The sequence below is a fragment of the Streptomyces sp. NPDC059092 genome (genome assembly GCF_042756365.1).
GTDB lineage: Bacteria > Actinomycetota > Actinomycetes > Streptomycetales > Streptomycetaceae > Streptomyces.
This window is the reverse complement of sequence record NZ_JBHZEJ010000083.1, coordinates 1-22,902: the sequence shown is the minus strand read 5'-3', so window position 1 is coordinate 22,902 and position 22,902 is coordinate 1. Positions and strand designations below refer to the sequence as shown.

At 73.1% G+C, this 22,902-nt stretch carries 14 protein-coding genes; 13 read left to right on the top strand and 1 reads right to left on the bottom strand.

All coding sequences use genetic code 11. From position 1 onward, the window contains the following. Positions 1–3: 3 nt before the first annotated feature. The gene (locus ACFXPL_RS32640) at positions 4–1,602 is read right to left on the bottom strand and encodes an ABC transporter substrate-binding protein (protein ID WP_384926454.1); all 1,599 of its coding nucleotides are present in this window, start codon (positions 1,600–1,602) and stop codon (positions 4–6) included. A 253-nt stretch (positions 1,603–1,855) separates the two neighbouring features. Here ACFXPL_RS32640 and ACFXPL_RS32635 point away from each other — a divergent pair, with 253 nt between their 5' ends. The 13 genes from ACFXPL_RS32635 (at position 1,856) to ACFXPL_RS32575 (ending at position 22,809) form a co-directional block, all read left to right on the top strand. Next, entirely contained in the window at positions 1,856–3,256 is a 1,401-nt protein-coding gene (locus tag ACFXPL_RS32635; protein WP_384926452.1) for a four-carbon acid sugar kinase family protein, read from the top strand. After that, a complete protein-coding gene (gene pdxA, locus ACFXPL_RS32630; protein ID WP_384926450.1) occupies positions 3,253–4,302 on the top strand; it encodes a 4-hydroxythreonine-4-phosphate dehydrogenase PdxA in 1,050 nt (349 codons plus the stop codon). Before ACFXPL_RS32635 ends, pdxA begins: the two co-directional genes overlap by 4 nt. 52 nt (positions 4,303–4,354) lie before the next feature. Further along, entirely contained in the window at positions 4,355–5,155 is an 801-nt protein-coding gene (locus tag ACFXPL_RS32625; RefSeq protein ID WP_384926448.1) for a DeoR/GlpR family DNA-binding transcription regulator, read from the top strand. Positions 5,156–5,658: 503 nt separating this feature from the next. Further along, positions 5,659–7,587 (top strand): BTAD domain-containing putative transcriptional regulator, encoded by a 1,929-nt coding sequence (locus tag ACFXPL_RS32620; RefSeq protein WP_384926446.1) that lies wholly within the window; start codon positions 5,659–5,661, stop codon positions 7,585–7,587. 150 nt (positions 7,588–7,737) lie between these two features. After that, the gene (locus ACFXPL_RS32615; protein ID WP_384926444.1) at positions 7,738–10,023 is read left to right on the top strand and encodes a TOMM precursor leader peptide-binding protein; all 2,286 of its coding nucleotides are present in this window, start codon (positions 7,738–7,740) and stop codon (positions 10,021–10,023) included. An 82-nt stretch (positions 10,024–10,105) separates the two neighbouring features. Then, positions 10,106–12,022, top strand: a complete 1,917-nt coding sequence (locus ACFXPL_RS32610; protein ID WP_384926482.1) for a TOMM precursor leader peptide-binding protein — start codon at positions 10,106–10,108, stop codon at positions 12,020–12,022. 84 nt (positions 12,023–12,106) lie between these two features. After that, positions 12,107–13,810 (top strand): SagB family peptide dehydrogenase, encoded by a 1,704-nt coding sequence (locus ACFXPL_RS32605; protein WP_384926442.1) that lies wholly within the window; start codon positions 12,107–12,109, stop codon positions 13,808–13,810. A gap of 22 nt (positions 13,811–13,832) precedes the next feature. Further along, positions 13,833–16,787 (top strand): lantibiotic dehydratase, encoded by a 2,955-nt coding sequence (locus ACFXPL_RS32600; RefSeq protein WP_384926439.1) that lies wholly within the window; start codon positions 13,833–13,835, stop codon positions 16,785–16,787. Then, positions 16,775–17,866 (top strand): lantibiotic dehydratase C-terminal domain-containing protein, encoded by a 1,092-nt coding sequence (locus ACFXPL_RS32595; RefSeq protein ID WP_384926437.1) that lies wholly within the window; start codon positions 16,775–16,777, stop codon positions 17,864–17,866. Before ACFXPL_RS32600 ends, ACFXPL_RS32595 begins: the two co-directional genes overlap by 13 nt. Then, positions 17,863–18,975 (top strand): peptidase M50, encoded by a 1,113-nt coding sequence (locus tag ACFXPL_RS32590; RefSeq protein WP_384926435.1) that lies wholly within the window; start codon positions 17,863–17,865, stop codon positions 18,973–18,975. The genes ACFXPL_RS32595 and ACFXPL_RS32590 overlap by 4 nt, the downstream gene beginning before the upstream one ends. 47 nt (positions 18,976–19,022) lie before the next feature. Further along, the gene (locus tag ACFXPL_RS32585) at positions 19,023–20,048 is read left to right on the top strand and encodes an ATP-binding cassette domain-containing protein (protein ID WP_384926480.1); all 1,026 of its coding nucleotides are present in this window, start codon (positions 19,023–19,025) and stop codon (positions 20,046–20,048) included. Continuing rightward, positions 20,045–20,800 carry an ABC transporter permease gene (locus ACFXPL_RS32580; RefSeq protein WP_384926433.1) on the top strand — a complete coding sequence of 252 codons (756 nt, stop codon included), beginning with the start codon at positions 20,045–20,047 and terminating at the stop codon, positions 20,798–20,800. Before ACFXPL_RS32585 ends, ACFXPL_RS32580 begins: the two co-directional genes overlap by 4 nt. After that, the gene (locus ACFXPL_RS32575; protein WP_384926430.1) at positions 20,797–22,809 is read left to right on the top strand and encodes a TOMM precursor leader peptide-binding protein; all 2,013 of its coding nucleotides are present in this window, start codon (positions 20,797–20,799) and stop codon (positions 22,807–22,809) included. Before ACFXPL_RS32580 ends, ACFXPL_RS32575 begins: the two co-directional genes overlap by 4 nt. Positions 22,810–22,902 lie beyond the last annotated feature (93 nt).

Below are 22,902 nucleotides of genomic sequence, written 5' to 3'. Positions count from 1 at the left end.
GGCTCAGCCCTCCAGCCGTACGGCGGACAGGTCGTAGGAGTTGATGGGCAGCAGCGACAGGCCGCGGACCCGGGTCCTGCGGGCCAGCAGGGTCTTCGGCGCGAAGGCCCAGAGGCTGGGCCACGTCTCCCAGATGGCCTTCTGGACCGCGGCGAGCTGCCGGGAGCGTTCGGCGTCGTCCACCTGGGTGGAGGCGGCGGTGAGCTGCTTCTCGACGTGCGGGACGACGTACCCCATGAAGGCGTCGCGGGTGCGTTCCTTCGCGGGGGTGCCGCCGTACATGCCCTGGAGGGTGGTGAGTGCCTGGCCGGTGGGGCTGCCGTAGCCGTTGCCGATGACGTCCCAGTCGCCGGCCTTGCCCTGGCGCCAGGTCAGGATGTCGCCGCCCGGCTCGAACTGCTGGAGCGAGGTCCGGACACCGACCGACTTCAGCATGTCCGCGACCGCCTCCATGACGGAGGCGTCGGCCGCGAACTCGCCCGACTCCCAGATGACGCGGATCCGCAGGTCGGTGGCGCCCAGCGACCTGAGCAGGGCGCGTGCCCTGCCGGGGTCGTACGCGTAGCCGCCGGTGCGCACCGCGCCTTCGAGGGCGAGCGGCACCACACCGCCGGCCTCCTCGGCCGAACCGTTCAGTACGTCCTCGACCAGGGCCCTGCCGTCGATCGCGTACGTGAGGGCCTTGCGCACCCGGGCGTCGGCGAGCGGACTCCCCTTCGGCTTGCGGAAGTTGTAGAAGAGCTGGCACATCCGGACGCCGGAGGTCTGCTCGACCCGGACGCCGGGGAGTCCGGTGAGCTGTTCGGCCGAGTCCGGTGTGAGGGTGTCGACGACGTCGATCTCGCCACTGCGCAACGCGACGACCCGGCTGGACTCCTCGGGGACGAACCTGACCCGTACGGTGTCGATCCGCGGGCTCCGCCCCCAGTACTCGGGGTTGCGCCCGAGGGTGTACTCACCGGCGCCCGCGTTCGCCTTGAGGACGCGGTACGGACCGGATCCGAGTCCGCTCCGGAGCTCCTCGGGGCGGTTGGCCGCGGACGGGGTGATGTGGATGTTGGCCATCAGCCGGTCGAGGACCGGCACGGGCTTGCCGGTGTGCAGCAGGAACGTACGGGCGCCGGTCTTCTCCACCGTGGGCAGTTCGGGGAAGAGACCGAGCAGGAAGGATCCATTGACCTTGCCGTACATCTTCAGGGCGGTGGCGACGTCCTCGACGGTGACGGGGCTGCCGTCCGAGTAGCGCACGCCCTCGCGCAGCCGCACCGTCCACGCGGTGGGTTCCGCCATCTCGAAGCGGTCGGCCAGCACGAGCCGCGGCTTCATGCCGGGGCCGATACGGGTGAGCGCCTGCCGTACGGCGCGCTGCACGGTGACCGCGGCGTCGAACTGGTTGAGCTTGTTGTCCAGACTGACCAGCGAGCGGTTCAGCCCGAGGGTGAGTGTGCCGGGGCCTGGGGCGCCGGTGGGCCCCGCGCAGGCCGACAGCGGGGCGAGGGCGAGGCCGGCGCCGCCGACGGCGCCCCAGCGCAGCAGGGTGCGGCGGTCGACCGCCGCACGCGGGGGAGCGTCGGGGGGAGCGCTCTGGGGAGTAGGGGTCATCGTCGACCTTCTCGGGTTCCGGGGTGCTGGACTCGCTCGTCCAGCGGCTCCTGGGCCCTGTCCCGCGACGGGGCCCAGTCGTCGGTGCCGCTCCGGCCGGCGTGATGTCCGGTCCGTTCCGCACCAACAGGTGTCGCGCCGCACAAGGTGGCACGATTGCGTGTTCTGCGCAAGAGGTCTCGCGCACTTCGCGCAACCTGTGCCATCATCGGGCACCGAGGCAGCCCGCCCCGGGTCGCCCGAGGAGGTATCCGTGTTCCCTGAGCAGGCCGGACCCGAGCCGCACGGTGACCCCTGGCCGCGCGGCGGTCCCCGGGCGCGGCGGGTGCTCGCCCTCGCCGACGACCTGTCCGGCGCGGCCGAGACGGCCGCCGCGCTGCGCCGCCCCGCCCGGATCGTCCTGGGCCCCGCCGCCACCGGTCCGCCCGCCCCCGGCGAGGCGCTCGTCGTGGACCTCGACACCCGGCAGCTCGACGCCGCCTCGGCCGCCTCCGCCGTACGGGAGGCCGTACGGGGCGCGGACGCCTCCACCGTACTGATCAAGAAGACGGACTCCCTGCTGCGCGGGAACCTCGCCGCCGAGACCGCCGCCTACGCGGAGGGCGCCACCGCGCTCGTCATCGCCCCCGCGCTGCCGGTGGCCGGCCGCACCGTCCTCGACGGCGTCGTCCACCTGCACGGGACCCCGCTGCACGCCACGGACGCCTGGCGCGCCGAACCCCTGCCCGCGCCACGGTCGGTGGCCGCCGCGCTCGGCGACCCGCGCACGGTCCTGGTCCCGCTCACCGTCGTACGCGGCCCCGCACCGGAGCTGACGGAGCGGCTGCGCGCGCTCGCCCTGGCCGGGCGGATGCCGGTGTGCGACGCGGAGACGGACGCCGACCTCGACGCGATCACCGCCGCCGCGCTCACCCTGGGACCCGGCGTACGGCTGATGGGTACGGGCGGGCTCGCCGCCGCCCTCGGCCGCCTCCTCACCGCCGACGGCGCGGCGTCCCTGGACGGGCGGTCACTGGACGGACCGCCTCCGGACGGGCTGTCACCGGACAGGCCCTCACCGGACGGATCGTCAGCGGGGCCCGCCCGTACGGCCGGCCGGCCGCTGCTCGTCGTCGTAGGCACCGCGGAACCCGCCGCCGTTGCGCAGATCGCGCAACTCGTCGCCGTCGGGGCGCGCCACACCGCCCTCTCCGCGGACCTGCTCGCGGAGCCCGGCGCCTGCCTCCCGCTCACCGTGGCCCCGGACGGCATCACGGTCGTCGGCGTGGACCACGCCCACGGTGTCAGGACCGGCGCGGCCCGCCGCGTGGTGGCCGGCCTCGCCCGTACCGTCGCCGCGGCGTGCGGCCCCGCCGACCTCGTCCTCACCGGGGGCGAGACGGCGCGCCGCGTCCTGGACGCGCTCTCCATCACCCACCTCCGCCCGGCGGGCCAGATCCACCACGGCGCCGTACGCTCCGTCGCCTCCGACGGCCGCACGGTCGTCACCCGCCCCGGGAGTTACGGCGACACCGGATCCCTGCTGCTCATCGCCCGCGCCCTGCGGCCGGACGGCCCCCTCCTGACGACCGACCCACCCGTACCGGGCGCCGAGCACCGCGCGTCCGTCCCCCCACCGCCCGTGTCACCCGTACCGCAAGGAGAGTTCCTGTGAACGCAGCCCCGACGACCGCCCCCGCGGAGCCGACCGACACCGCCGGCCGGCCGCTCCCGCTCATCGCGGTCACCATGGGCGACGGCGCGGGCATCGGCCCCGAGGTCATCGTCCCCGCGCTGCTCCACGCGGACACGGTGCGCCGCTGCCGCCCCGTCGTCGTCGGTGACGCGCGCCGACTGCGTCAGGCCGCCGACATCCTCGGCGTCACCTGCGAGATCGTCACCGTGGAGAGCCTGGAGCAGGCCGAGTTCACCGAAGGACGCGTCAACGTCATCGACCTCGGGCTGCTCCCCGCCGACCTGCCCTGGGGCCGGCTCTCCGCCGTCGCGGGCGACGCCGCCTACCAGTACGTGCGCGTCGCCGCCGAACTCGCCGTACGCGGCGACGTGCAGGGCATCTGCACCGCGCCGCTCAACAAGGAGGCCCTGCACGCGGGCGGCCACCTCTACCCCGGACACACCGAACTCCTCGCCCACCTCACCGGTGTCGAGGAGGTGTCGATGATGCTCTCCACACCGAAGGTGAAGGTCATCCACGTCACCACGCACATCGGCCTGATCGACGCCGTGCACCGGATCGAACCCGGCCTGGTCGAACGGACCGTGCGCCGCGGCCACGAGGCGATGGTGCGCGCCGGTGTCGCCGAACCGGTCATCGGGGTGTGCGGCATCAACCCGCACGCCGGGGAGAACGGTCTGTTCGGCTACGGCGAGGAGGAGGAGAAGATCGTCCCCGCGATCGAGGTCCTGCGCGCCGACGGCATCGACGCCGTCGGACCGCTCCCCGCCGACACCGCCTTCTTCCTCGCCTCGCGCGGCGACTACGACCTGATCGTCGCCATGTACCACGACCAGGGCCACGGCCCCGTCAAGGTCATGGGCATCGAGGCGGGCGTCAACCTGACCGTCGGACTGCCCGTCATCCGTACCTCCGTCGACCACGGCACCGCCTTCGACATCGCCGGTACGGGCCGGGCCGAGGCCGGTAGCATGGTCGAGGCGCTGCGCCAGGCCGCCGAGATGGCGACCGCTCCGGCCCGTTGACCCGCCGGTGGCCCCCCGTCGGAGGACGCTCGCACCGGAGGACACAGGAGTGATGGCCCCCATCGGATCGAAGGCGCGGCGCGACCGCATCGTCCACCTCGCCACGACGACCGGGCTCGCCAGCGTGGAGGAGCTGTCGCGGCTCTTCGGCGTGACGGCGTCCACCATCCGCCGCGACCTCGCGAAGCTCACCGCCGACGGACAGCTCGCCCGTACCTACGGCGGCGCCATGGCGCTGGCCGCCCACCCCGAGGCGTCCCTGCGGCAGCGCACGGGAGAGGCGTTCGAGGCCAAGCAGGCCATCGCGCGGTGGGCGGCGGCCGAGGTGTGTCCCGGGGAGTCGCTGCTGCTCGACGCGGGCTCGACGGTCGGGGCCCTCGCGCACGAACTGCGCACGGCGAAGGACGTCACCGTCGCGACCACCGGTCTGACGGCCCTGCAGGAACTGGCGGACGTCGAGTCGGTCCATGTCGAGTGCCTGGGCGGTACGCTGCGGCCGCTCAGCCAGGGGTTCGTGGGGCCGCTGACCGAAGCGGCCCTGGAACGCCTGACGTTCGACCGGCTCTTCCTGGGGACGGACGGCGTCTCGCCCGAACACGGCATCTGCGAGGCCGACCTGCGCCAGACCCGGCTCAAGGAGCTGATGGCGCGGCGCGCGGACCGGGTGTACGTCCTGGCGCACGCGGCGAAGCTGGGCCGGCGCCCCTTCCACACCTGGACGCCGCTCAGGGCGGACTGGACCCTCGTGACCGACCGGGCGGCCGACCCCCGCGTCGTCGAGGGGCTGCGCTCGCGCGGCGTCACGGTCGTCCTCACCGCGGCGGAGCCGGGTACGCGGGGTCCTGTGGGCTGAAACCGGCCACCCGAGGAGGTCCCGCGGAGCGTCACGCTCCGCGGGACCTCCTTTTTGCCTGCGGGACCTCCCTTTTTGTTCGTGTTCGCGCGGGCAGATCGTATTCATGCTCAATAAGCGCTTCTTTCCGATTGCGGAGTGGATCGGAAGATGTCCGTACGGAATACCGAACGATGCGGGTACCGGAGGGTCGACTTTCCGCCGCCCAGTTACTAGGATGCCCAACAAGTTCTTGGCGACGGCATTGTGGAAACCCTCCAGGATGTGTCGGCTGTTATTCATCTCTTGGTAAAGCGCAGTTAATGCCTCTCGGCACAGTTGGACGTATCGCTCCGTTGAGCAGGCCCGCATCAAGGTGCTGGGCTGCTCGGCCATGCGGATACGGGGGAGTAGGAAATCCGTGAGGTCCGGCAGAGGTCTGGACCACAGAAGAAAACGAAGAAATTCGTTCTGTGGCTGTCCTGGCGGCATGATGTGCCCATCCCTCGGCACTTTCATGCGCCATGGACCCAAATGCTGATTCGAGGGGCGGGGGTCGTGTGCGTTTCCAGCTTTTGGGCCCTTTGAGTATTGCCGAGGGTCATGACGTTGTGGTGCTCAAACCGTCCAAACCGTCCAGTCTGCTGGCGGCTCTGCTGCTTCATCCCGGATCCGTCGTCTCCACGGGGTATCTGCTGAGGGCCCTGTGGGACGAGGACCAGCCGGCCACGGCCAGGGCCGCGCTCCAGAGCTGTGTGCTCAGGCTGCGCCGGATCTTCGTCAAGTACGGGGTCTCCGGCGACGTCATCGAGGCGGTACCCGGCGGCTACCGGATGAACGTGGACGCCGGCACCCTGGACCTGGTGCGGTTCAGGACGCTGGTACGGGCGGCGGACGCCGCAGGGGACGCCGAGGGCGAGCTGTACCGGCTGAAGGAGGCCCTGACCCTGTGGCAGGGGCCCCTGCTGGCCAACGTGCCCTCGCTGATGCTCCACCGCGACGAGGTGCCGGGACTCACCGAGGAGCGGCTGCGCACCCTCGAACGGGCCTGTGACATCGAGTTGACGCTCGGCCGTTGCCGTCAGGTCCTGGTCGACCTGTGGGAGGCCGCCCGGCGCCACCCCGGCCGGGAACGCTTCTCCGAGCAGCTCATCGAGGCGCTGTACCGCACCGGACGGCAGTCCGAGGCGCTTGCCGAGTACCGCACGGTGAAGGGCCGCCTCAAGGAGGAACTGGGCATCGACCCAGGCCCCTCGCTCCAGCGGCTCGAACTGTCCATCCTGCGCGGCGACGACCTCGGTCCGGCCGCCCTCGACCAGGCCGCCGGGCCCCTGGAGATCGCCGCTCCGGCCCGGGACGCGGCGCCGGTCCCGGCCCAGGACGCCGACGGCCGTACGGAGGAGGACGGAGTACGGGGGACGGCCCGGCCCGTACCGCGCGCGCTGCCCGGGGCTCCCGGGCTCCCCGGGGAGCCCGCGCCGGCCGGGCCCGGCGCGACGCCATGGCCTCCCGTGCTCCCCGTACCGCCGGTGCCGTCCTTCGCGGGCCGGTCGGCCGAGCGGGCGGACATCACCGCCCGGCTGACGGAGCGTTCGCCGGGCACCGCCCTCGTGGTCCTCTCCGGCGCGCCCGGCATCGGGAAGACGGCGCTGGCCCGGCAGTGCGCCCACGACACCCAGGACAGCTTCCCCGGCGGTGTGTTCGTCGTCGCCATGACCCACCCGGACGGCACCGCCCTCACTCCCGCCGAGGCGACGGCCCATCTGCCGCGGCCCGGCACCGGCGGCGGCAGGGTCCTGCTGGTCCTCGACGACGTCACCACCGCCGACCAGGTGCGCCCCCTGCTTCCCGCCGTGACGGGCGGCGCCGCGATCGTCACCAGCCGGCGCGGTCTCGCCGGACTGATGGCCACCCACGGCGGCGGCGTCCACCGGCTCTCCACCCTGGACCCGGCCGAGTCCCGCCAGTTGCTCACCGCCGCGCTCGGCGGCGGGCGGGTGGCGGCGGAACCGGCCGCCACCGACGAACTCGCCGACGTCTGCGGTCACTTCCCGCTCAGTCTGCGGATCGCCGCCGCCCGGCTGCTGACCCGCCCCGGGCTGCGTGTCGAGGACTGTGTGCGCTGGCTGGCCGAGGACCTGCCCGCCAGGCTCTCCCTCGCCGACGATCCGCGGATGTCCGTACCGCAGGTGTTCGGGCGCGCCCTGCGCCGGCTGGAGCCGCGCTGGCAGGAAGCCTTCCGCCAACTCGGCCATCAGGTGGGGCTGCTGGTGCCCGTCCATGCCCTCGGCGACTCACCTGAGGCCGAGGAGGCGCTGGAGCGGCTCGCCGACGCCGGGCTGCTCGAAGAAGGGCCGCCCGGCCCGTACCGCATCCATTCCCTGCTGAAAATCTACGCGCGTCAGCAGGCGCGCGGCCGGAACACCAGCGAGGCGGCGACCGTGCCCCACTGAGAGCGCCCCCGCTCTCCCGCCGCGCCCCTCGCCGCACCGCGTCCCTCCCGTCTCCCCGCTCCCGTTCCGCCGAACTCCCGCAGGATCAGTTCCTCCGGACTCCCGCACGATCAGGCCACCTTGACCACGTATCCAGGGGTGTCATCTCTCATGGGCTCAGCTACCTACGAAGCCGTTGCCTCGACCAGTCCGCGCATCCGCCGCGACGTCCTGTTCACCGAAACACCGGACGGTGTGCTGTTCCACAACGCGGACGGCGGGTTCCAGCTCACCGCCAAGTCCGCCTACCGCTTCGCCACACTGATCGTCCCGCACCTCACCGGGGAGCATTCGGTCTCCCAGATCTGCGAAGGCCTCGGCGACCAGCAGCGCTCCATGGTGGGTGAGCTGGTCAAGAGCCTCTACGAACGGGACTTCGCCCGTGCCGTCCCGCCCCCGGCACCCACCGGCGACACCCCCGTCACACCGCCCGACGTGGCCCGCCGGTTCGCCCCGCAGATCGCCTATGCCGACCACTACGCCGACGACGCGGAACGCCGCTTCGAGCGCTTCCGCACCGCACGGGTGGCCGTACTCGGTGACGACCTCGTCGCCCGCTGGTGTGTGCTCAGCCTCATCCGCAACGGCTGCGCCACCATCGGTGTGCGCTCGGCGCTCGGCGCGGAGCACATCGGGGCGATCGAGGCCGAGGCGCGGGAAGCGGCGGCCGACGGCTGCCCGGTGGACCTCCCGCGGATCGCCCCCGATACCCCCGACACCCCGGTGAGCTGGGCGGATCTCGCGTCGTACGACATCGTCGTGACGACCGGAGGCCCCGCCGCGCCCGGACGGCTCTTCCCGCTGCTGCGGGCCGGCGTACCCGAGGGGCGGACCCTGCTCCCGGCCTGGTCCTACGGCCAACAGGTCGTCGTGGGACCGCTGATGACGTCCGGCACCGCAGGCTGCTGGTCCTGTGCGGTGCTGCGCGTCGGCGCCGACGACGCGGCGGCCGCCGCCGACATCTGGCAGGGCCTGGCGCTGCCCGGCGCCGAACCGGTGGGCGAACTTCCCAGCGGGCCGCTGTCGGCGATGATCGGCAACCTGCTGGGGTACGAGATCTTCCGCCTCACCACCGGCGCCCTGCCCGCCGAGACCGCGGGCCACCTGGTCATCCAGGACATGAAGTCCCTGGACGTCACCACCGAACCCCTGCTGCCGCACCCCCGCTGCCCGCTCTGCGCCGAGCCCGCCACCCGCGCGGCGGACCGCGACACGGTGGACACCGCCATCGAGCCGTCCGGTGAACTTCCCGTCGATCTGCGGTCGGTGGGCCACGGCACACCGCCGATGGAGACGGTGGACACGGCCCGCGAGGCCGACGCGCTGGTGGAGGAGCTGAACCGCCGCTCGACCCTGGTCCGGCCACGGGCGGGCGTCTTCACCCGGTTCGCGGACGAACCGCTCACCCAGATACCGCTGAAGGTCAGCGTCGTCGAGTTCGGCCTCGGACACGGCACCCGGCGCCGGGTCGCCGCCTTCGACGTGCACCATGTCGCGGGCGCCCGGCTGCGGGCCCTGAACGCGGCGGCCGGTGTGTACGCCGAACACGTCGTCCCCACCACCGACGTGGTGACGCGCCCCCCGTCGGACTCCGCACGGCCGGGGACGCGTGTCATCGAGCCCGGGGCGCTCGCCATCGCCCAGGGCGCGGCGGTGGCCGGCGGGCAGGTGGCCGCCTGGACCCGGGCCACCTCCCTCCTCACCGGGGAACGGGTCCTGGTGCCCGCCGCGGCGGTACGGACCTTCGGGCGGCACAACACCGACCGGCTCTTCGAACCGACCGGCGCCGGGACCGGCGCGGGCACGTCGACGTCCGGGGCCGCCGCGGACGGCCTGCTCTCCGCCCTCGCCCACGACGCGCTCTGCCGCACCCTGCGCGGAGCTCCGGCACACCGGGTGACACCGGCCGCCCTCACGGAGGGCGAGGACGCCGAACTCACCTTCCTCGTGAGGACCGCGGCCGTCCTCGACGTCGGCCTGGAACTGCTCGACCTCGGCGAGGGCGACCGGTCAGGCGTCCATGTCCTGCTGGCCAGGGGAGCCGGGCTCTGGGCCGTCGGCAGCGACACCGACCGGCAGCGCGCCGCCGTCGCCGCCGTACGCGATCTGCTCGGCCGGGTGCAACTCGGCCAGGAGGAGACCGCCGTACCCTTCGACACCGGCGATCCGCTTCTGCTCGACCTCGACGCGTCGACGATCCGCCCCGCCGATCACACCGGCACCGGCACCGCCCCGTTCGTCACCGGTGCGCCGACCCCCTGGTCCGACGTGCTCGACCGGCTGAAGGCGGCGGGCCGCGACGCCCTGATGGTGGACACCGGTCCGGCCGACCTGGCCTCCGCCGGCATCAGGACCGCCCGCGTCCTCCTCACCACGGAGGAACCCCGTGGCGTCTAGCACGCTCGACGCGCGCCCGGACGAAGCCGGCCCGGACGAACAGGCGCAACGCCACCGGCCGGACACCCCGGCGGGGCAGGCGCTGCTCGGCCCGCTCCGCCGCGCGCTCGACGCGCTCGGCGGCCCCGGGGCGACCGTCACCGCACTCGGCACCGGCGACGCCTTCGCGCCCGGCGCCCCGACGGAGACCCCGCACACCGCGGAGTCCGGCGTCCCGGTCCAGGTGTACGGCGGCCACGCCGTCATCGGCCCCGTGCCGGCGGCCGACGGTGCCCCGGGCCGGGTGGCGGGCTGCGCGCACTGCCTGGCCCGCCGCTGGCAGGCCGTACGGTCGGTGGCGTTGCGCGACGCCCTCGAACGCGGCGGGGAGACCCGGGCGGCGGGCCGGTGGCCCTACGCCACGCCCTTCGCGGTGGACGCCCTCGCCGCCCTGATCACCGCGCTGGCGGCCGGGCCCGCCGCCCCCGCAGGGCCGTTCCCCGAGATCCGCCTCCTGGATCTGCGCACCCTCGCGGTCCGGCGCTACCCGCTGGTGCCCGACCCGGAGTGCCCGCGCTGCGCCACCCCCCGTACCGACAGCGCGGAGGCGGCGCGGATCGTCCCGGGCCCCGCGCCCAAACACCGCCCCGGCGCCTTCCGGCTCCGCCCCGTCGAGTCGTACGCCCTCGATGTGGCGGCCTACGCCAACCCGGTGTGCGGCGCGCTGGGGCCCTCCGTCGTCCATGACATCTGCTCCACCTCCACCTCCGCCACCATCGGCTGCTTCTCGATGCGGGCCGGCGACTATCTGCGCGAGACGTTCTGGGGCGGCCACGCCGACTCGTACGACCGCAGCAACCGCATCGGCGTACTGGAGGGGATGGAGCGGTACGCGGGGATGCGGGCGCGCTCCCGGATCACCAGCGTCACCGGAACCCTCGACCAGTTCGGCCCCGACGCCGTGGACCCGAGGGAAGTCGGCCTGTACGCCGAGGAGTTCCACCGCGCCAACCCACGGGTCCGCCCCTTCGCGCCCGACCGGGAGATCCCCTGGGTATGGGGGCACTCGCTCCGCGACGACCGGCCCCGCCTGGTCCCCGAGATCCTGACGTACTACCACGCACCCGGACTGGAGAATCGTTTCGTCCAGGAGAGCTCCAACGGCTGTGCCTCCGGGGGCTGTCTGGAGGAGGCCGTCTACTTCGGGCTCATGGAGGTCATCGAACGCGATGCCTTCCTGCTCGCCTGGTACGGGCAGCAGCCCCTGCCCGAGATCGACCCGGCCACCAGCGCCCGCCCCGCCACCCGGCACATGGTCGACCGGCTGGCGATGTACGGCTACCGCGCCCGGTTCTTCGACACCCGGATCACGTTCCCCGTGCCGGTCGTCACCGCGGTGGCGGAGCGTTTCGACGGCGGCCCCGGCCGGATGTGCTTCGGCGCGGGCGCCGGGCTCGACCCGGAATCGGCCCTGGACTCGGCGCTCTGCGAGATCGCCACCGACGCCGTCAACCTCCCCGGCCGCACCGAGCGCGACGGGCCCCGGCTGCGCGCCATGGCCCGGGACTTCGACCGGGTGACCGCGCTCCACGACCACCCGCTCGTCTACGGCGTACCGGAGATGGGTGAGCACGCCGGGTTCCTCCTCGACCCGCACAGCCCGCACCGGAACGGCATCCCCGCTCAACCGCCACGTGCTGTCGGTGAGTTGCGCTGGCCGGACCCCTCCGGAGCCACGGCCTCCGCGGATCTCGGGGAAGACCTGCGGCGCTGTGTCGACGCGGTGGCCTCGGCCGGATTCGACGTGGTCGTCGTCGACCAGACCCTGCCCGAACAGCGCGCACTCGGCCTGCACACCGTCAGTGTGCTCGTCCCCGGACTCCTGCCGATCGACTTCGGCTGGTCCCGCCAGCGCGCCCGCACCATGCCCCGGCTGCGCACCGCCCTGCGTACGGCGGGACTGCGCGAGCACGATCTGCGCCCCGAGGACCTCAACCCGGCCCCTCACCCCTTCCCATGACCCGTCCCGTGCTCCACCACTTTCCGTCGCACCCCCGTCCCCCCGTCGTTCAGCCGAGAACCGTTCAGCAGAGAGGAGGGTCCCGTGGGCTACGCCCATGACTACGCGGCCGCGATCATGCAGCGCGGCCGGGTCCCGATGGAGCCCGCCGACTTCGTCCCCGACTGGGCCGACCGGCCCAGGAAGGCGAAGTTCTACCCCGGTGTCGAGTCGTTCCCGCTGCCGGACCCGGACGTCCCCGCCGGGGCCACCGTGGCGGCCGGCTGCCTGGTCCCGAACGGCCCGGCCTGCCGGGATCTACCGGACGGCTCGGAGGAGGCGGGTGAACGCGGCGTGCCGGCACGGGCGTTCACCCTGGACACACTCTCCGGGATGCTGCGCGACTCCTACGGGCTGACCGGGCGCCGGCTCGGTGTCCAGACCAACACCGACCTCGGGGCGCTGCCCCACTACACCCAGGCCAACTGGTCGCGCGGCACCGCCTCGGGCGGCGGACTGTACCCGGTCAGTGTGTACTGGGTCTCCGGCCCCAGCGGGCCGCGCGCACCCGGAATCCACTACTACGACGCACACCACCACGCCATGCGGCGGCTGCTCACCGGTGAGGTGACCGGCGAGGTGCGCGCGGCACTCGGCGACGCGGGCACAGGCCAGGACCAGTTCCTCGTCCTGGGGATCAAGTACTGGCAGAACGCCTTCAAATACAACAGTTTTTCCTTCCACGCGGTGACCATGGATCTCGGCGCGATCCTCGGGACCTGGCGTCTCTGGGCCCGCGCGCAGGGGCTGAACGTCGAACCCGCGCTGTGGTTCGACGAGAAGAGGCTGAGCCACTTGCTGGGCGTCGACAACGAGGAGGAAGGCATCTTCGCCGTCGTCCCGCTGACCTGGGACGGCGCAGAGCCACCCACCGCCGCCGCACAGCCCGCCGTCCCACGGCCCACCGCCGCACAGCCCGCCGCGGAGGCGCCCGCCACGGTCCCGGCCGCCGTCCGGCACACCGACAGCGAACGCTCCCGTACGGTCCTGGACTTCGAGACCCTGCGGCGCATCCACGCCGCGACGACGGAAGCGGCCACCGACCGGCCCGCACCCGGCGCACTGGCCCCGGCCGCCGCCGTACCACCCAAGGCGACCGGTACCCCCGTCCCGCTGCCCGCGCCCGAACTGCCGCCGGTGAACGTCCGCGACGCCCTGCGCGAACGCCGCAGCAGCTTCGGCCGCTTCGACGCCGGCCGCCCCGTCACCCCCGCCCAGCTGGGCGCCACCCTCAGCGCCTGCGCCGCCGCCTCGCTGGGCAGCGAGGCGGAACGGCCCGCCGAACCGTCCGCCACCGGCACACCGGGCCTCGTCACCCAGTACGCGTTCGTCAACCATGTCGAGGGCGTCGAGCCCGGCGCGTACGCCTACGACCCCGTCGCCCACGCGCTGCTCCCCGTGGTGCCAGGACCGCCCGGTCCCTTCCTCCAGCGCAACTACTTCCTCTCCAACTACAACCTCGAACAGGCGGGCGTGGTGATCGTCCCGACCATCCGCACCGCCGCCGTCCTCGACGCCGTAGGAGACCGCGGATACCGGCTGGTCAACGGCGTGATCGGGGCCGTCGCCCAGACCTTCTACACCGTGGCCACGGCGCTCGGGCTCGGGGCCGGGGTCGCTCTCGGCTTCGACAACATCTCGTACATCGAGGAGCTCGGCCTCGAACACACCGGTGAGAAACCACTGCTGATCATGCTGCTCGGCAACGAACGGCCGCACCCGGCCGATTTCCGCTACGAGATCGCCTGACCGGGAAAGGGGGGAATCCGTCATGACACCTGACACGGATACGCGTACGCCGCGTACCACTTGGGAACCCGGACGCCGCTTCATGCTGCGCGTCGCGGGACTGCCGGTCGAATCCGTCCGCGCGCTGCGCTGCGCCGACAGCCGCCGCTGGGCGGACGAGATCCTGGAGGCCGAGGAGCGGCTGCGCGGCCGGGGCGCCGCGCTCGGCGACCTCCTCCACGCACTCGTACGGACCACCGACACCGACCCGGGCGGGGAAGGCGCGGCACACCGCCGGCGGCTGCTCGCGCTGCGCCGCCAGATCTTCAACAACCGGCTGCCCGCCGACCCCGAGGCCGCCCTGCGCCTGGTCGGCGCGCTCGACCCGGGCGCGGTGGAACCGACCGCCGACTGGCTGCGCGACCGCCGCCTGCTGGAGAAGCTGCGGACCGAGGGCGCGCCGCTGCTCGCCGCGGACCTCGCGAGGACGCGCGCCGCGCTGCGCGGGCTGCTCGCCGAGGACCGGCTGCGCCACGGCCTCCAGCTCGCCTCCCCGACCCTGGAAGGGCAGCTCGACGGCTATCTGACGCAATCGGGGGCCGGGACGGTCCCCGACCGGCGGATGCGGAAGATCGAGCGGTCGGTGCTCTCGTACCTCTACCGGACGGCGTGCAAGACCAGCCCCTTCAGCACCTTCACCGCCGTGGCCGCCGGCACGTTCGCCCCGGGTACGTCCGACGGCGCTGACAGCGCGGACGAGCGTCCGGGAGACCCGGCCGCCGTCCACCTCGGTGAGCGGTGGACGAGCCATGTGCGCCTCAATGTCGTCGTGCTGGCACGGTTCGCCGAACTCGTCCTCGCCGACCCCGAGCGACGGGGCGATCTGCCCGTACGCCTGGCCTCGGGCTGGGAGCGCGACGGCGACCGGGTCCGGTACGTCCGCCAGTGGATCACCACGGGTGACGACTCGGCGGCCGTCACCTTCGACGCGGTGAAGGACCGGCTCTTCTTCCTCCGCCGCAGCGGCACCCTGGACAGGCTGCTCGGGCTCTTCGACGGGGACGCCGAACCGCGCTACCGCGACCTGGTCGACCGGCTCCGTACCGAGCACGACGCCGAGCCCGCCCACTGCGAGACCTATGTGGCCGCCCTTCTCCAGCTCGGCATGGTCCGGGTGCCGTGTCTGGACACCGATGTCCACAGCCCCGATCCGCTGCGCTCCTTCCGGAGCGCCCTGACCGCGCTCGGACGCCCCTGGGCCGACGGGCTCGCCGCCGCGCTGGAAGGTCCCCTGCGTGCCATCGACCGTTTCCCTACCGCCGACCTGGCCGGGCGGGGCGAACTGCTGCGGGAGCTGCGCGCCGGACTGCGTGCCGCGCAGCGCGGGCTGAGCGGCGGGGAAGCGGCCACACTGCCGCAGACCCTGCTGTACGAGGACGTCAGCGCGGGCCGCGACCTCACCTGCGGTCTCGACGCCCTGGCCGGACCGGGCGGCGGACGAGGCGCCGGGGACCTGCGCTCCGTCGAACGGATCCTGCCCGCCTTCGACCTGACGCTCCCCCAACGCGTCACGTTCAAGGGCTTCTTCCTCGCGCGCTACGGCAGCGGCGGCCGGTGCGACGACCTCCTCGGGCTCGTCCACGACTTCCACGAGGACTTCTTCGACCAGTACCTCTCGTTCTCCGCCAAGAGACGGCCCTTCGACGACCGGGGCGCCTATGTCCCGGAGGAGAACTGGCTCGGCCTGCCCGGCATCCGCGCCCTCGACACGGCCCGGCGGGTGTTCATCGACCGGATGCGCCAGGCGTGGGACCAGAGCGGCGAGGGGGCGCCGGAGATCCGGCTCGGGGAGCGTGACCTCGACCCGGTGGCGGACGAACTCGCCCCGATCGCAGGTGACTTCGTACCTCAGTGCCATCACGTGCAACTCGCGCGGACGGAGCGCGACGGCGCGCCGCTGATCGTGCTCAACCGCTCCTACGGGGGACTCTCCTTCCCCTTCAGCCGGTTCACCCACGTCTACGACACCCCGGACGAGGAGGGGCGGCCCGGCACGTTCTCCGAGGCGCTGCGCGACACCGCCGCCGCCGTCACCCCCGACGGCGCGGTGCTGGCCGAGATCACCGGGGGAGCGGTCACCAGCAACCTCAATCTGCACAGCCCGCTCACCGGCCATCAGATCGTCTGCCCCGGCGAGTCCAGCTCCGTCCCCGTGGAGCGCCGTATCCACCTCGACGATCTGTACGTCGAGCACGACACCGCCACGGACCGGCTGGTCCTGCGCTCCACACGGCTCGGCCGCGAGGTGATCCCCGTGTACCTCGGCTACCTCGTACCGCTCGCCCTGCCCGAGATACCGCGCACCCTGCTGCTCATGTCGCCGACCTCGATGGCGCCCCTGGACGTGTGGGGCGGCGTCCCGGAGGGCGCTGCGCAAGACGGTGTCACCTCGCGCCCCCGGGTGGTGCACGGCGACGTCGTCCTCAGCCGCCGGAGCTGGACGACCACGGCCGGCGCACTCCCCGTACGCGCCCCCGGCAACGGATCCGGCCCTGGCTCCGGTGATCAGGACCGGTTCCTCGACTGGCAGCGCTGGCGTCGCGCCCACGCTCTGCCCGACCGGGTCTTCGCGACGGTGTCCGGCGGCCCCCGGGGCGGCGCGGGTGCCAAACCGCAGTACGTGGACTTCGACAGCCTGCTCTCCCTCACCGCCTTCGAGGCGCTGTCGAACCATCCGGACGACCGGATCGTCCTGCGCGAGATGCTGCCCTCCGAGGACGGCCTGCACGTCCGCTCGGCGCGCGGGCACCACGTCGCGGAACTGGCCGTCGAAACCTTCACCACGACCTCGAACCCGACCTCGAACACCTCGTCGAACCTGACCTCCGACCCGAGCTCCACCCCGGCCTCGGGCCCGACTCCGGATACGACGTCGGACCCGGCTTCGGGCCCGGCCTCGGACCGACCGACCAAGGGCGCACCGACATGCCAGAGCTGACCCCCGCCCCCGGCACCGGCCCCTCGGGGGACTGGCAGGCCCTCCACATCTTCTACGCGGCCAACCCGCAGCCCCTGCTCGTGAGATGCGTACAGCCCCTGGTGACGGAGCTGACCGCCGACGGCCTGCTCGCCGGGCACTTCTTCATCAACTACTGGCTGGAGGGCCCGCACGTCAGACTCCGGCTCAAGCCCGCCGAGCCCGCGGCCGCCCCCGAGGTCGTCCGCCGGGCCGAGGAGGCCATCAGCGGCTTCCTGCGCACGCGGCCCGCGCTCTACGAGGTCGACTCCGGCTTCCTCAACGAGTTCTACAACACCCTGTTCGAGATCGAGTTCCCGGAAGGCGACCGCGGCGCGTTCATGGACGCCGACGGCCGCATGAACCTCCGCCCCAACAACTCCTTCTCCCACGAACCGTACGAGCCCGAGTACGGCAAGTACGGCGGCCCTGCCGGGATCGAGCTGGCCGAATGGCACTTCGCCCACTCCAGCACACTCGTCATGGACGCCTTCCGCACCATGAACCTGCATCTGCGCACCGTGCTGCTCGGTACCGCCGCCCAGTTGATGATGGTCATGGCCGGCTCCTTCCTGCCCGAACGGGACGAGCTCGGCGCCTATCTCGACCGCTACTACGAGTTCTGGCACACCGCGTTCCCCGGCACCGGTTTCATCGGTTCGAAGGAGTACGACCGGAACTACGCGGACATGGCCCCCGGGCTGGCCCGCCGCTTCGCAGGCATCCGGCAGGCCGTCCGTACGGGCGAGCTGGAGCGGCTGCCCGTCCTCCTGCGCGGCTGGGCCGCCCACTGCCTCGAACTGCGCAGGAAGGCCGAAGAGCTGACGCTCGCCGGCGAGCTGGTGTTCCGCTCCTGGGACGGCACACGGGACGAGCGGGTGACGGACCCCGCCGTCGCCCTGCCGCTGCTGCTCTCCCCGTACATGCACATGACCAACAACCGGCTTCACGTCACCATCCGCGACGAGGCGTACCTGTCGCACGTCCTCGGCCGGGTCCTGCGCGAGGGAGAGGCCCCCGGCGCCGTTCCCGGACCCGGCCACCGGGCGGCGGCCCGATGAGCACGCCCCCGGGAGAACTCCTCTCGCACAGACCGGCGTTGAGACCGGACATCCTCCTCAGTCCCGCACTGCTCCATGGCCCCGCCACCGTGCACCTCATCAAGGAGCCGGCGGCCGGCGCGTCGTTCGAGGTCGGGGAGAAGGAGTACTTCCTGATCTCCCGGCTCGACGGGGTGCGCAGCCTCGCGGAGATCGGGGACGAGTACGCCCGCGCGTACGGCAGACGGCTCGCCGCCCCGCACTGGCAGCGGCTCCTCCAACTCCTCGGCACCCGGGGATTGCTGGCCGGAGGGCCGGCCAGGCCCGCACCCGAACCCCCCGCCCGGGGGCTCTTCGAAGGGAGCGTGCTGCGCGGCACCCTGCGGCTGGTCGCCGACGCCCACGCCACCACCACCCGGCTGCACCGGCTGCTGCGTCCCGCCCTGCGCACCCCGGTCCTGCTCGCGCTCGCCGCCCTGACGGTGGCGATGGAGGTTCTGCTCGCCGCACACCTGGGTGAACTCGCCCGCGACACCTGGTGGTTGCTCAGGCAGCCCGTCGCGCTGGTGGCCGTGTTCACGCTGCTCTGGCTCTCCACCGCACTGCACGAACTCGCCCATGGAGTCGCCGCGCGCCACCATGGCGGTACCGTCGGTGAGATCGGGGTACGCTGGCGGCTGCCGGTGGCCGTCATGTACTGCACCGTCGACAACTACCGCTATCTGCGCAGCCGTCGGCACCAGCTCGCCGTCGCGGGCGCGGGCGCCTTCGCCAACCTCCTGTTCCTGCTGCCTTTTCTCGCCTGGTGGGCCGCGCTCCCGCCGGGTGACCCGACCCGTCGCCTCCTGTCGGGGCTGCTGCTGCTCGGCAGCGTCCAGGCACTCGTCAACTTCCTTCCGCTGCCTCCCCTCGACGGCTACACGATGCTCGGCCACGCGCTGCGCGTCTCGGGTCTCGCGCCGGAGAGCGGACGCTATCTGCGGCTGCGCCTGCGGGGCGGACCGGCTGCCGCCGCGTATCCGCGCCGGGCCAGGACCCTCTACCTCGGCTATGCCGTCGGGTCGGTCCTGCTCGCCGCTCTCATCCTGGCGGCCCTGACAACAGGGCTCGTCTTCCTTCTAGTTCACTGATCCGCAACCCCAGAGGGGCACAGAACCACATGAGCGAGGCCAGGACCATGGCGTCCGTGCCGCACGAGTCAGCCGCCGATCCGGCGATCGTCGTCGAGGAGATACGTAAACGATACGGCGGCCACCAGGCCGTGGACGGGGTCTCCCTGCACGTCGGGCGCGGGGAGTTCTTCGGGCTCCTCGGCCCCAACGGCGCGGGGAAGACCACCCTGGTCGAGATCATGGAGGGCCTGCGCCGTCCGGACTCGGGCACCGTCTCGGTGCTCGGCCGGGCCCCCTGGCCCCGGGACGTCACCCTGCTGCCCCGGCTGGGAGTGCAGACCCAGTCGTCGGCCTTCTTCGTACGCCAGACAGCCCGCGAACACCTGCGTACCGTCGCCGCCCTGTACGGGGCCGGGCGCCAGGACGCCGACCGCACCCTGGAGACGGTCGGGCTGACCGACCGGCGCGATGTACGCGTCGAGGACCTGTCGGGCGGCCAGCGCCAGCGCCTCGCCATCGCGTCCGCCCTGGTCCACGGACCCGAGCTGATCTTCCTGGACGAACCCACCGCCGCGCTCGACCCGCAGGCCCGCCGCGATCTGTGGGAGGTACTGCGCGGACTCAAGAGCGAGGGCCGCACCATCGTCTACACCACCCACCACCTGGACGAGGCCGAGGCGCTCTGCGACCGCGTGGCCATCCTCGTCGACGGCTCCGTCGTCGCCCTGGACTCCCCGCACCGCCTGGTCACCGCCACCGAGACGCCGACGCGCCTGATGATTCCCGTCGAGCGGATGACCCCGGACGACGCGGCGGCCCTCCCGGGGGTCGACCGGGTCACCGTGCAGGGCGGTTCCCTGGTGCTGGAGACGGCGTCGTCGGGAAAGGTCCTCCAGGCCGTCGACGCGCGCATCGGCCTGGACGGTGTCCAGACCCGCACCGCGACGCTGGAGGACGTCTACCTCCAGCTCACCGGCGTCGCGCACCCGGCCACCGCGCACCGCGGCACCGACACCACTTCCGGCGGAACCACCTCCGCCGGCACCACGCACACCGACACGCACACCGACACGACGGAGCAGCAGGGATGAGCGCGTACGCAAGCCTGACGGGGGCCGGCTACCGGGCGCAGATCCGGGACAAGGCCACCCTCTTCTTCACCTTCGCCTTCCCGCTGCTCTTCCTGGTCGTCTTCGGGCTGATCTTCCGGGGCCAGGAGGTCGAGGAGACCGGCCGCCCGTACATCTCGTACATCGCCCCGGGCGTGATGTCCTGGGGCGTGGCCAACGCCGCGGTCTTCGGCGTCGCCTTCACCCTCATGCAGTGGCGCAGGGACGATCTGCTCCGGCTGATCCGGATGACACCGACCCCGCTCACCTCGGTCCTGGCCTCCCGTTACGTCCTCGCCCTCGGCGTGGGCGTCGTCCAGGCGGTGGTGTTCGTCGTGGTGGCCATGCTGCCGCTCTTCGGTCTGGAGCTGGACGCCCGGTGGCCGCTGGCGCTGCCCGTGCTGGTGCTCGGCATCACCGCGTTCCTCACCATCGGCGTGGTCATCGGCTCGTACGCCCATACCCCCGAGGCGGTCGCGGCCATCGCCAACTGCCTCATGGTGCCGATGGCCTTCGTCTCCGGCTCGTTCCTGCCGCTCGACATGATGCCGTCCTGGCTCCAGACCTTCTCGCGGGTGCTGCCGCTGCGCTACCTCAACGACGCGGCGTCCGCGGCCCTCACCGGCCGGGGCGGCCTCGGTGACATCGCGCTGGGCTGCGGCGGACTGGCCGCGTTCACCGTGGTCTTCGGGGCGATCGCGCTGAAGACGTTCCGCTGGAGCAACGCGGCATGACGGCTGACACCGCAGCGCCGGCGGGCGCCCCGGCCGGCCCCGCGCAGCCGCCCCCGGACGACCGCGCCCCCCTGGCGGCGGCGCGCCTGCTGCTCCAGCGGGCGCTCACCGCGCGCCACCCACCGGCCGCCGGACCGGGCGCGCCACCGGCGCCGCCCACGGTGGTGCCGCTGGGCGCCGCCGACGCCCTCGGCCACCGCGGCGGCGACCCCTTCGCCGCGGTGCGCCCCGCCGCCACCGTCCATCTCACCTCGCGTGACGTGCTGGTGGGCCCCTGGGGCGGCGACGGCACCGCGCCCGCCTGCGGCCGGTGCCTGGCCATGCGCTGGCAGCGGCTGCGCACCCGTACCGAACGCGACGCGCTGGAGACCGGCTCCGGCACCCGCGCGGCCGGGCCCTGGCCGAATCTCACCCCTTACGCCCTCGACGCGGTCGACGCGCTGTACCGCGCCGTCGTCCTCTCGGGCCGGGTCGACCCGCCGGGGCCCGGCGCCGCCGACCGTTCCCTGCCCCAGGTGTCACGGCTGGATCTGGCCACCCTGGAGGTACGGACATACCCCCTGCTCGCCGACCCGCTCTGCCCGCACTGCGGGCCGGGCGCCGCCGGCCCGGACGCGGACGGCGGTGTGCCGCTCACCCTGGTGAGCCGGCCCAAGCCCGCCCCCGACGTCTACCGGCTGCGCCCGGCCTCCGCGTACCCGATGCCGGTGGCGGCGCTCGCCAACCCCGTCTCCGGCGTACTCGGCGCGGGCACCTGGATCAACGTCACCTCACCCACCACCGCCCCGGTCGCGGGCAGTGTGTTCATGCGCGGGTACGCGGGCCTCACCGACGTCACCTGGAGCGGCCAGGCCAACGGCTTCGACGCCAGCCGCGACCTCGCCTTCCTGGAAGGTCTCGAACGGTACGCGGGCACCCACCGGCGCACCGGCGGTGCACCCGTCGTCGCGGCCTACCGCGACCTCGGCGACACCGCCCTCTCGCCCGCCGACTGCGGCTTCTACCCGCCCGAGACCTACCGTGACGACCCGATGGTCAGCCCCTTCGACCCGGACAGGCCCATCCCCTGGGTCCGGGGGCACTCCCTGCGCGACGACCGCCCGATCCTTGTCCCGGCCCGCCTCGTCCACTACAGCGCGGGCCTCGCCTCCGACAACTTCGTCTTCGAGTGCTCCAACGGCTGCGCCATCGGCGGCAGCCTGGAGGAGGCGATCCTCGGCGGCCTCCTCGAACTCGTCGAGCGGGACGCCTTCCTGATCGCCTGGTACGGCGCCACCCCCCTCACCGAGATCGACCTCGGCTCGGTAAGGGACCGTACGGTACGCACCATGATCGACCGGGCCGCGGCGCAGGGCTACGACGTCCACGCCTTCGACAACCGGATCGATCTCGCCGTACCCGTCGTCACCGGTCTCGCGGTACGGCGTGACGGCGGCCCCGGCACCTTCTCCTTCGGTGCCGGCGCGAGCCTGGACCCGGCGGCGGCGCTGGTGGGCGCCCTCTCCGAAGTGCTCACCTACATCCCGCACCTGCCCCGCCAGGTGACCGAGCGCCGCGCCGAACTGGAGGCGATGGCCGACGACTTCGGGAAGGTGCTGCACCTGAAGGACCACGCCCAGCTCTACGGGCTGCCCCGGATGGCCGAGCACGTCCGCGGCTATCTGGAGCCGTCCGCCGTCCGCCCTGTGGACGAGATCTACCGGAGCTGGGAGGAGCGGCTGCGGCCCCGTACCGGCGATCTGCTCGACGACGTGACACACCTCCGCGACGAACTCGTCCGCGCGGGCCACGATGTGATCGTCGTCGACCAGACCACACCGGAACAGCGCGGGATGGGGCTGTGCACGGTGGCCACCGTCGTCCCCGGTCTGCTGCCGATCGACTTCGGGTGGTCGCGCCGGCGGGCACCGGGCATGCCGAGGCTGCGCACCGCGCCCCACCGGGCCGGGCTGTGCGACCGGGAGCTGACCGAGCGGGAGATCCGTCTCGTGCCGCATCCCTTCCCCTGAGACCCCGTTCCCCTGCCGTTCCCCCGCGAGCCCGACGGGCCGTGGCCCGTCCCCGTCCGGGGCGGCCCCGGTCCTGACGGCCCGGGTCCTGAC

Excerpts from the sequence above, each read along its gene's own strand:
- ACFXPL_RS32640 (WP_384926454.1), bottom strand. The coding sequence starts at position 1,602 with ATGACCCCTACTCCCCAGAGCGCTCCCCCCGACGCTCCCCCGCGTGCG.
- ACFXPL_RS32625 (WP_384926448.1), top strand. The coding sequence starts at position 4,355 with ATGGCCCCCATCGGATCGAAGGCGCGGCGCGACCGCATCGTCCACCTC.
- ACFXPL_RS32620 (WP_384926446.1), top strand. The coding sequence starts at position 5,659 with ATGGACCCAAATGCTGATTCGAGGGGCGGGGGTCGTGTGCGTTTCCAG.
- ACFXPL_RS32615 (WP_384926444.1), top strand. The coding sequence starts at position 7,738 with ATGGGCTCAGCTACCTACGAAGCCGTTGCCTCGACCAGTCCGCGCATC.
- ACFXPL_RS32600 (WP_384926439.1), top strand. The coding sequence starts at position 13,833 with ATGACACCTGACACGGATACGCGTACGCCGCGTACCACTTGGGAACCC.
- ACFXPL_RS32595 (WP_384926437.1), top strand. The coding sequence starts at position 16,775 with ATGCCAGAGCTGACCCCCGCCCCCGGCACCGGCCCCTCGGGGGACTGG.
- ACFXPL_RS32590 (WP_384926435.1), top strand. The coding sequence starts at position 17,863 with ATGAGCACGCCCCCGGGAGAACTCCTCTCGCACAGACCGGCGTTGAGA.
- ACFXPL_RS32585 (WP_384926480.1), top strand. The coding sequence starts at position 19,023 with ATGGCGTCCGTGCCGCACGAGTCAGCCGCCGATCCGGCGATCGTCGTC.
- ACFXPL_RS32580 (WP_384926433.1), top strand. The coding sequence starts at position 20,045 with ATGAGCGCGTACGCAAGCCTGACGGGGGCCGGCTACCGGGCGCAGATC.
- ACFXPL_RS32575 (WP_384926430.1), top strand. The coding sequence starts at position 20,797 with ATGACGGCTGACACCGCAGCGCCGGCGGGCGCCCCGGCCGGCCCCGCG.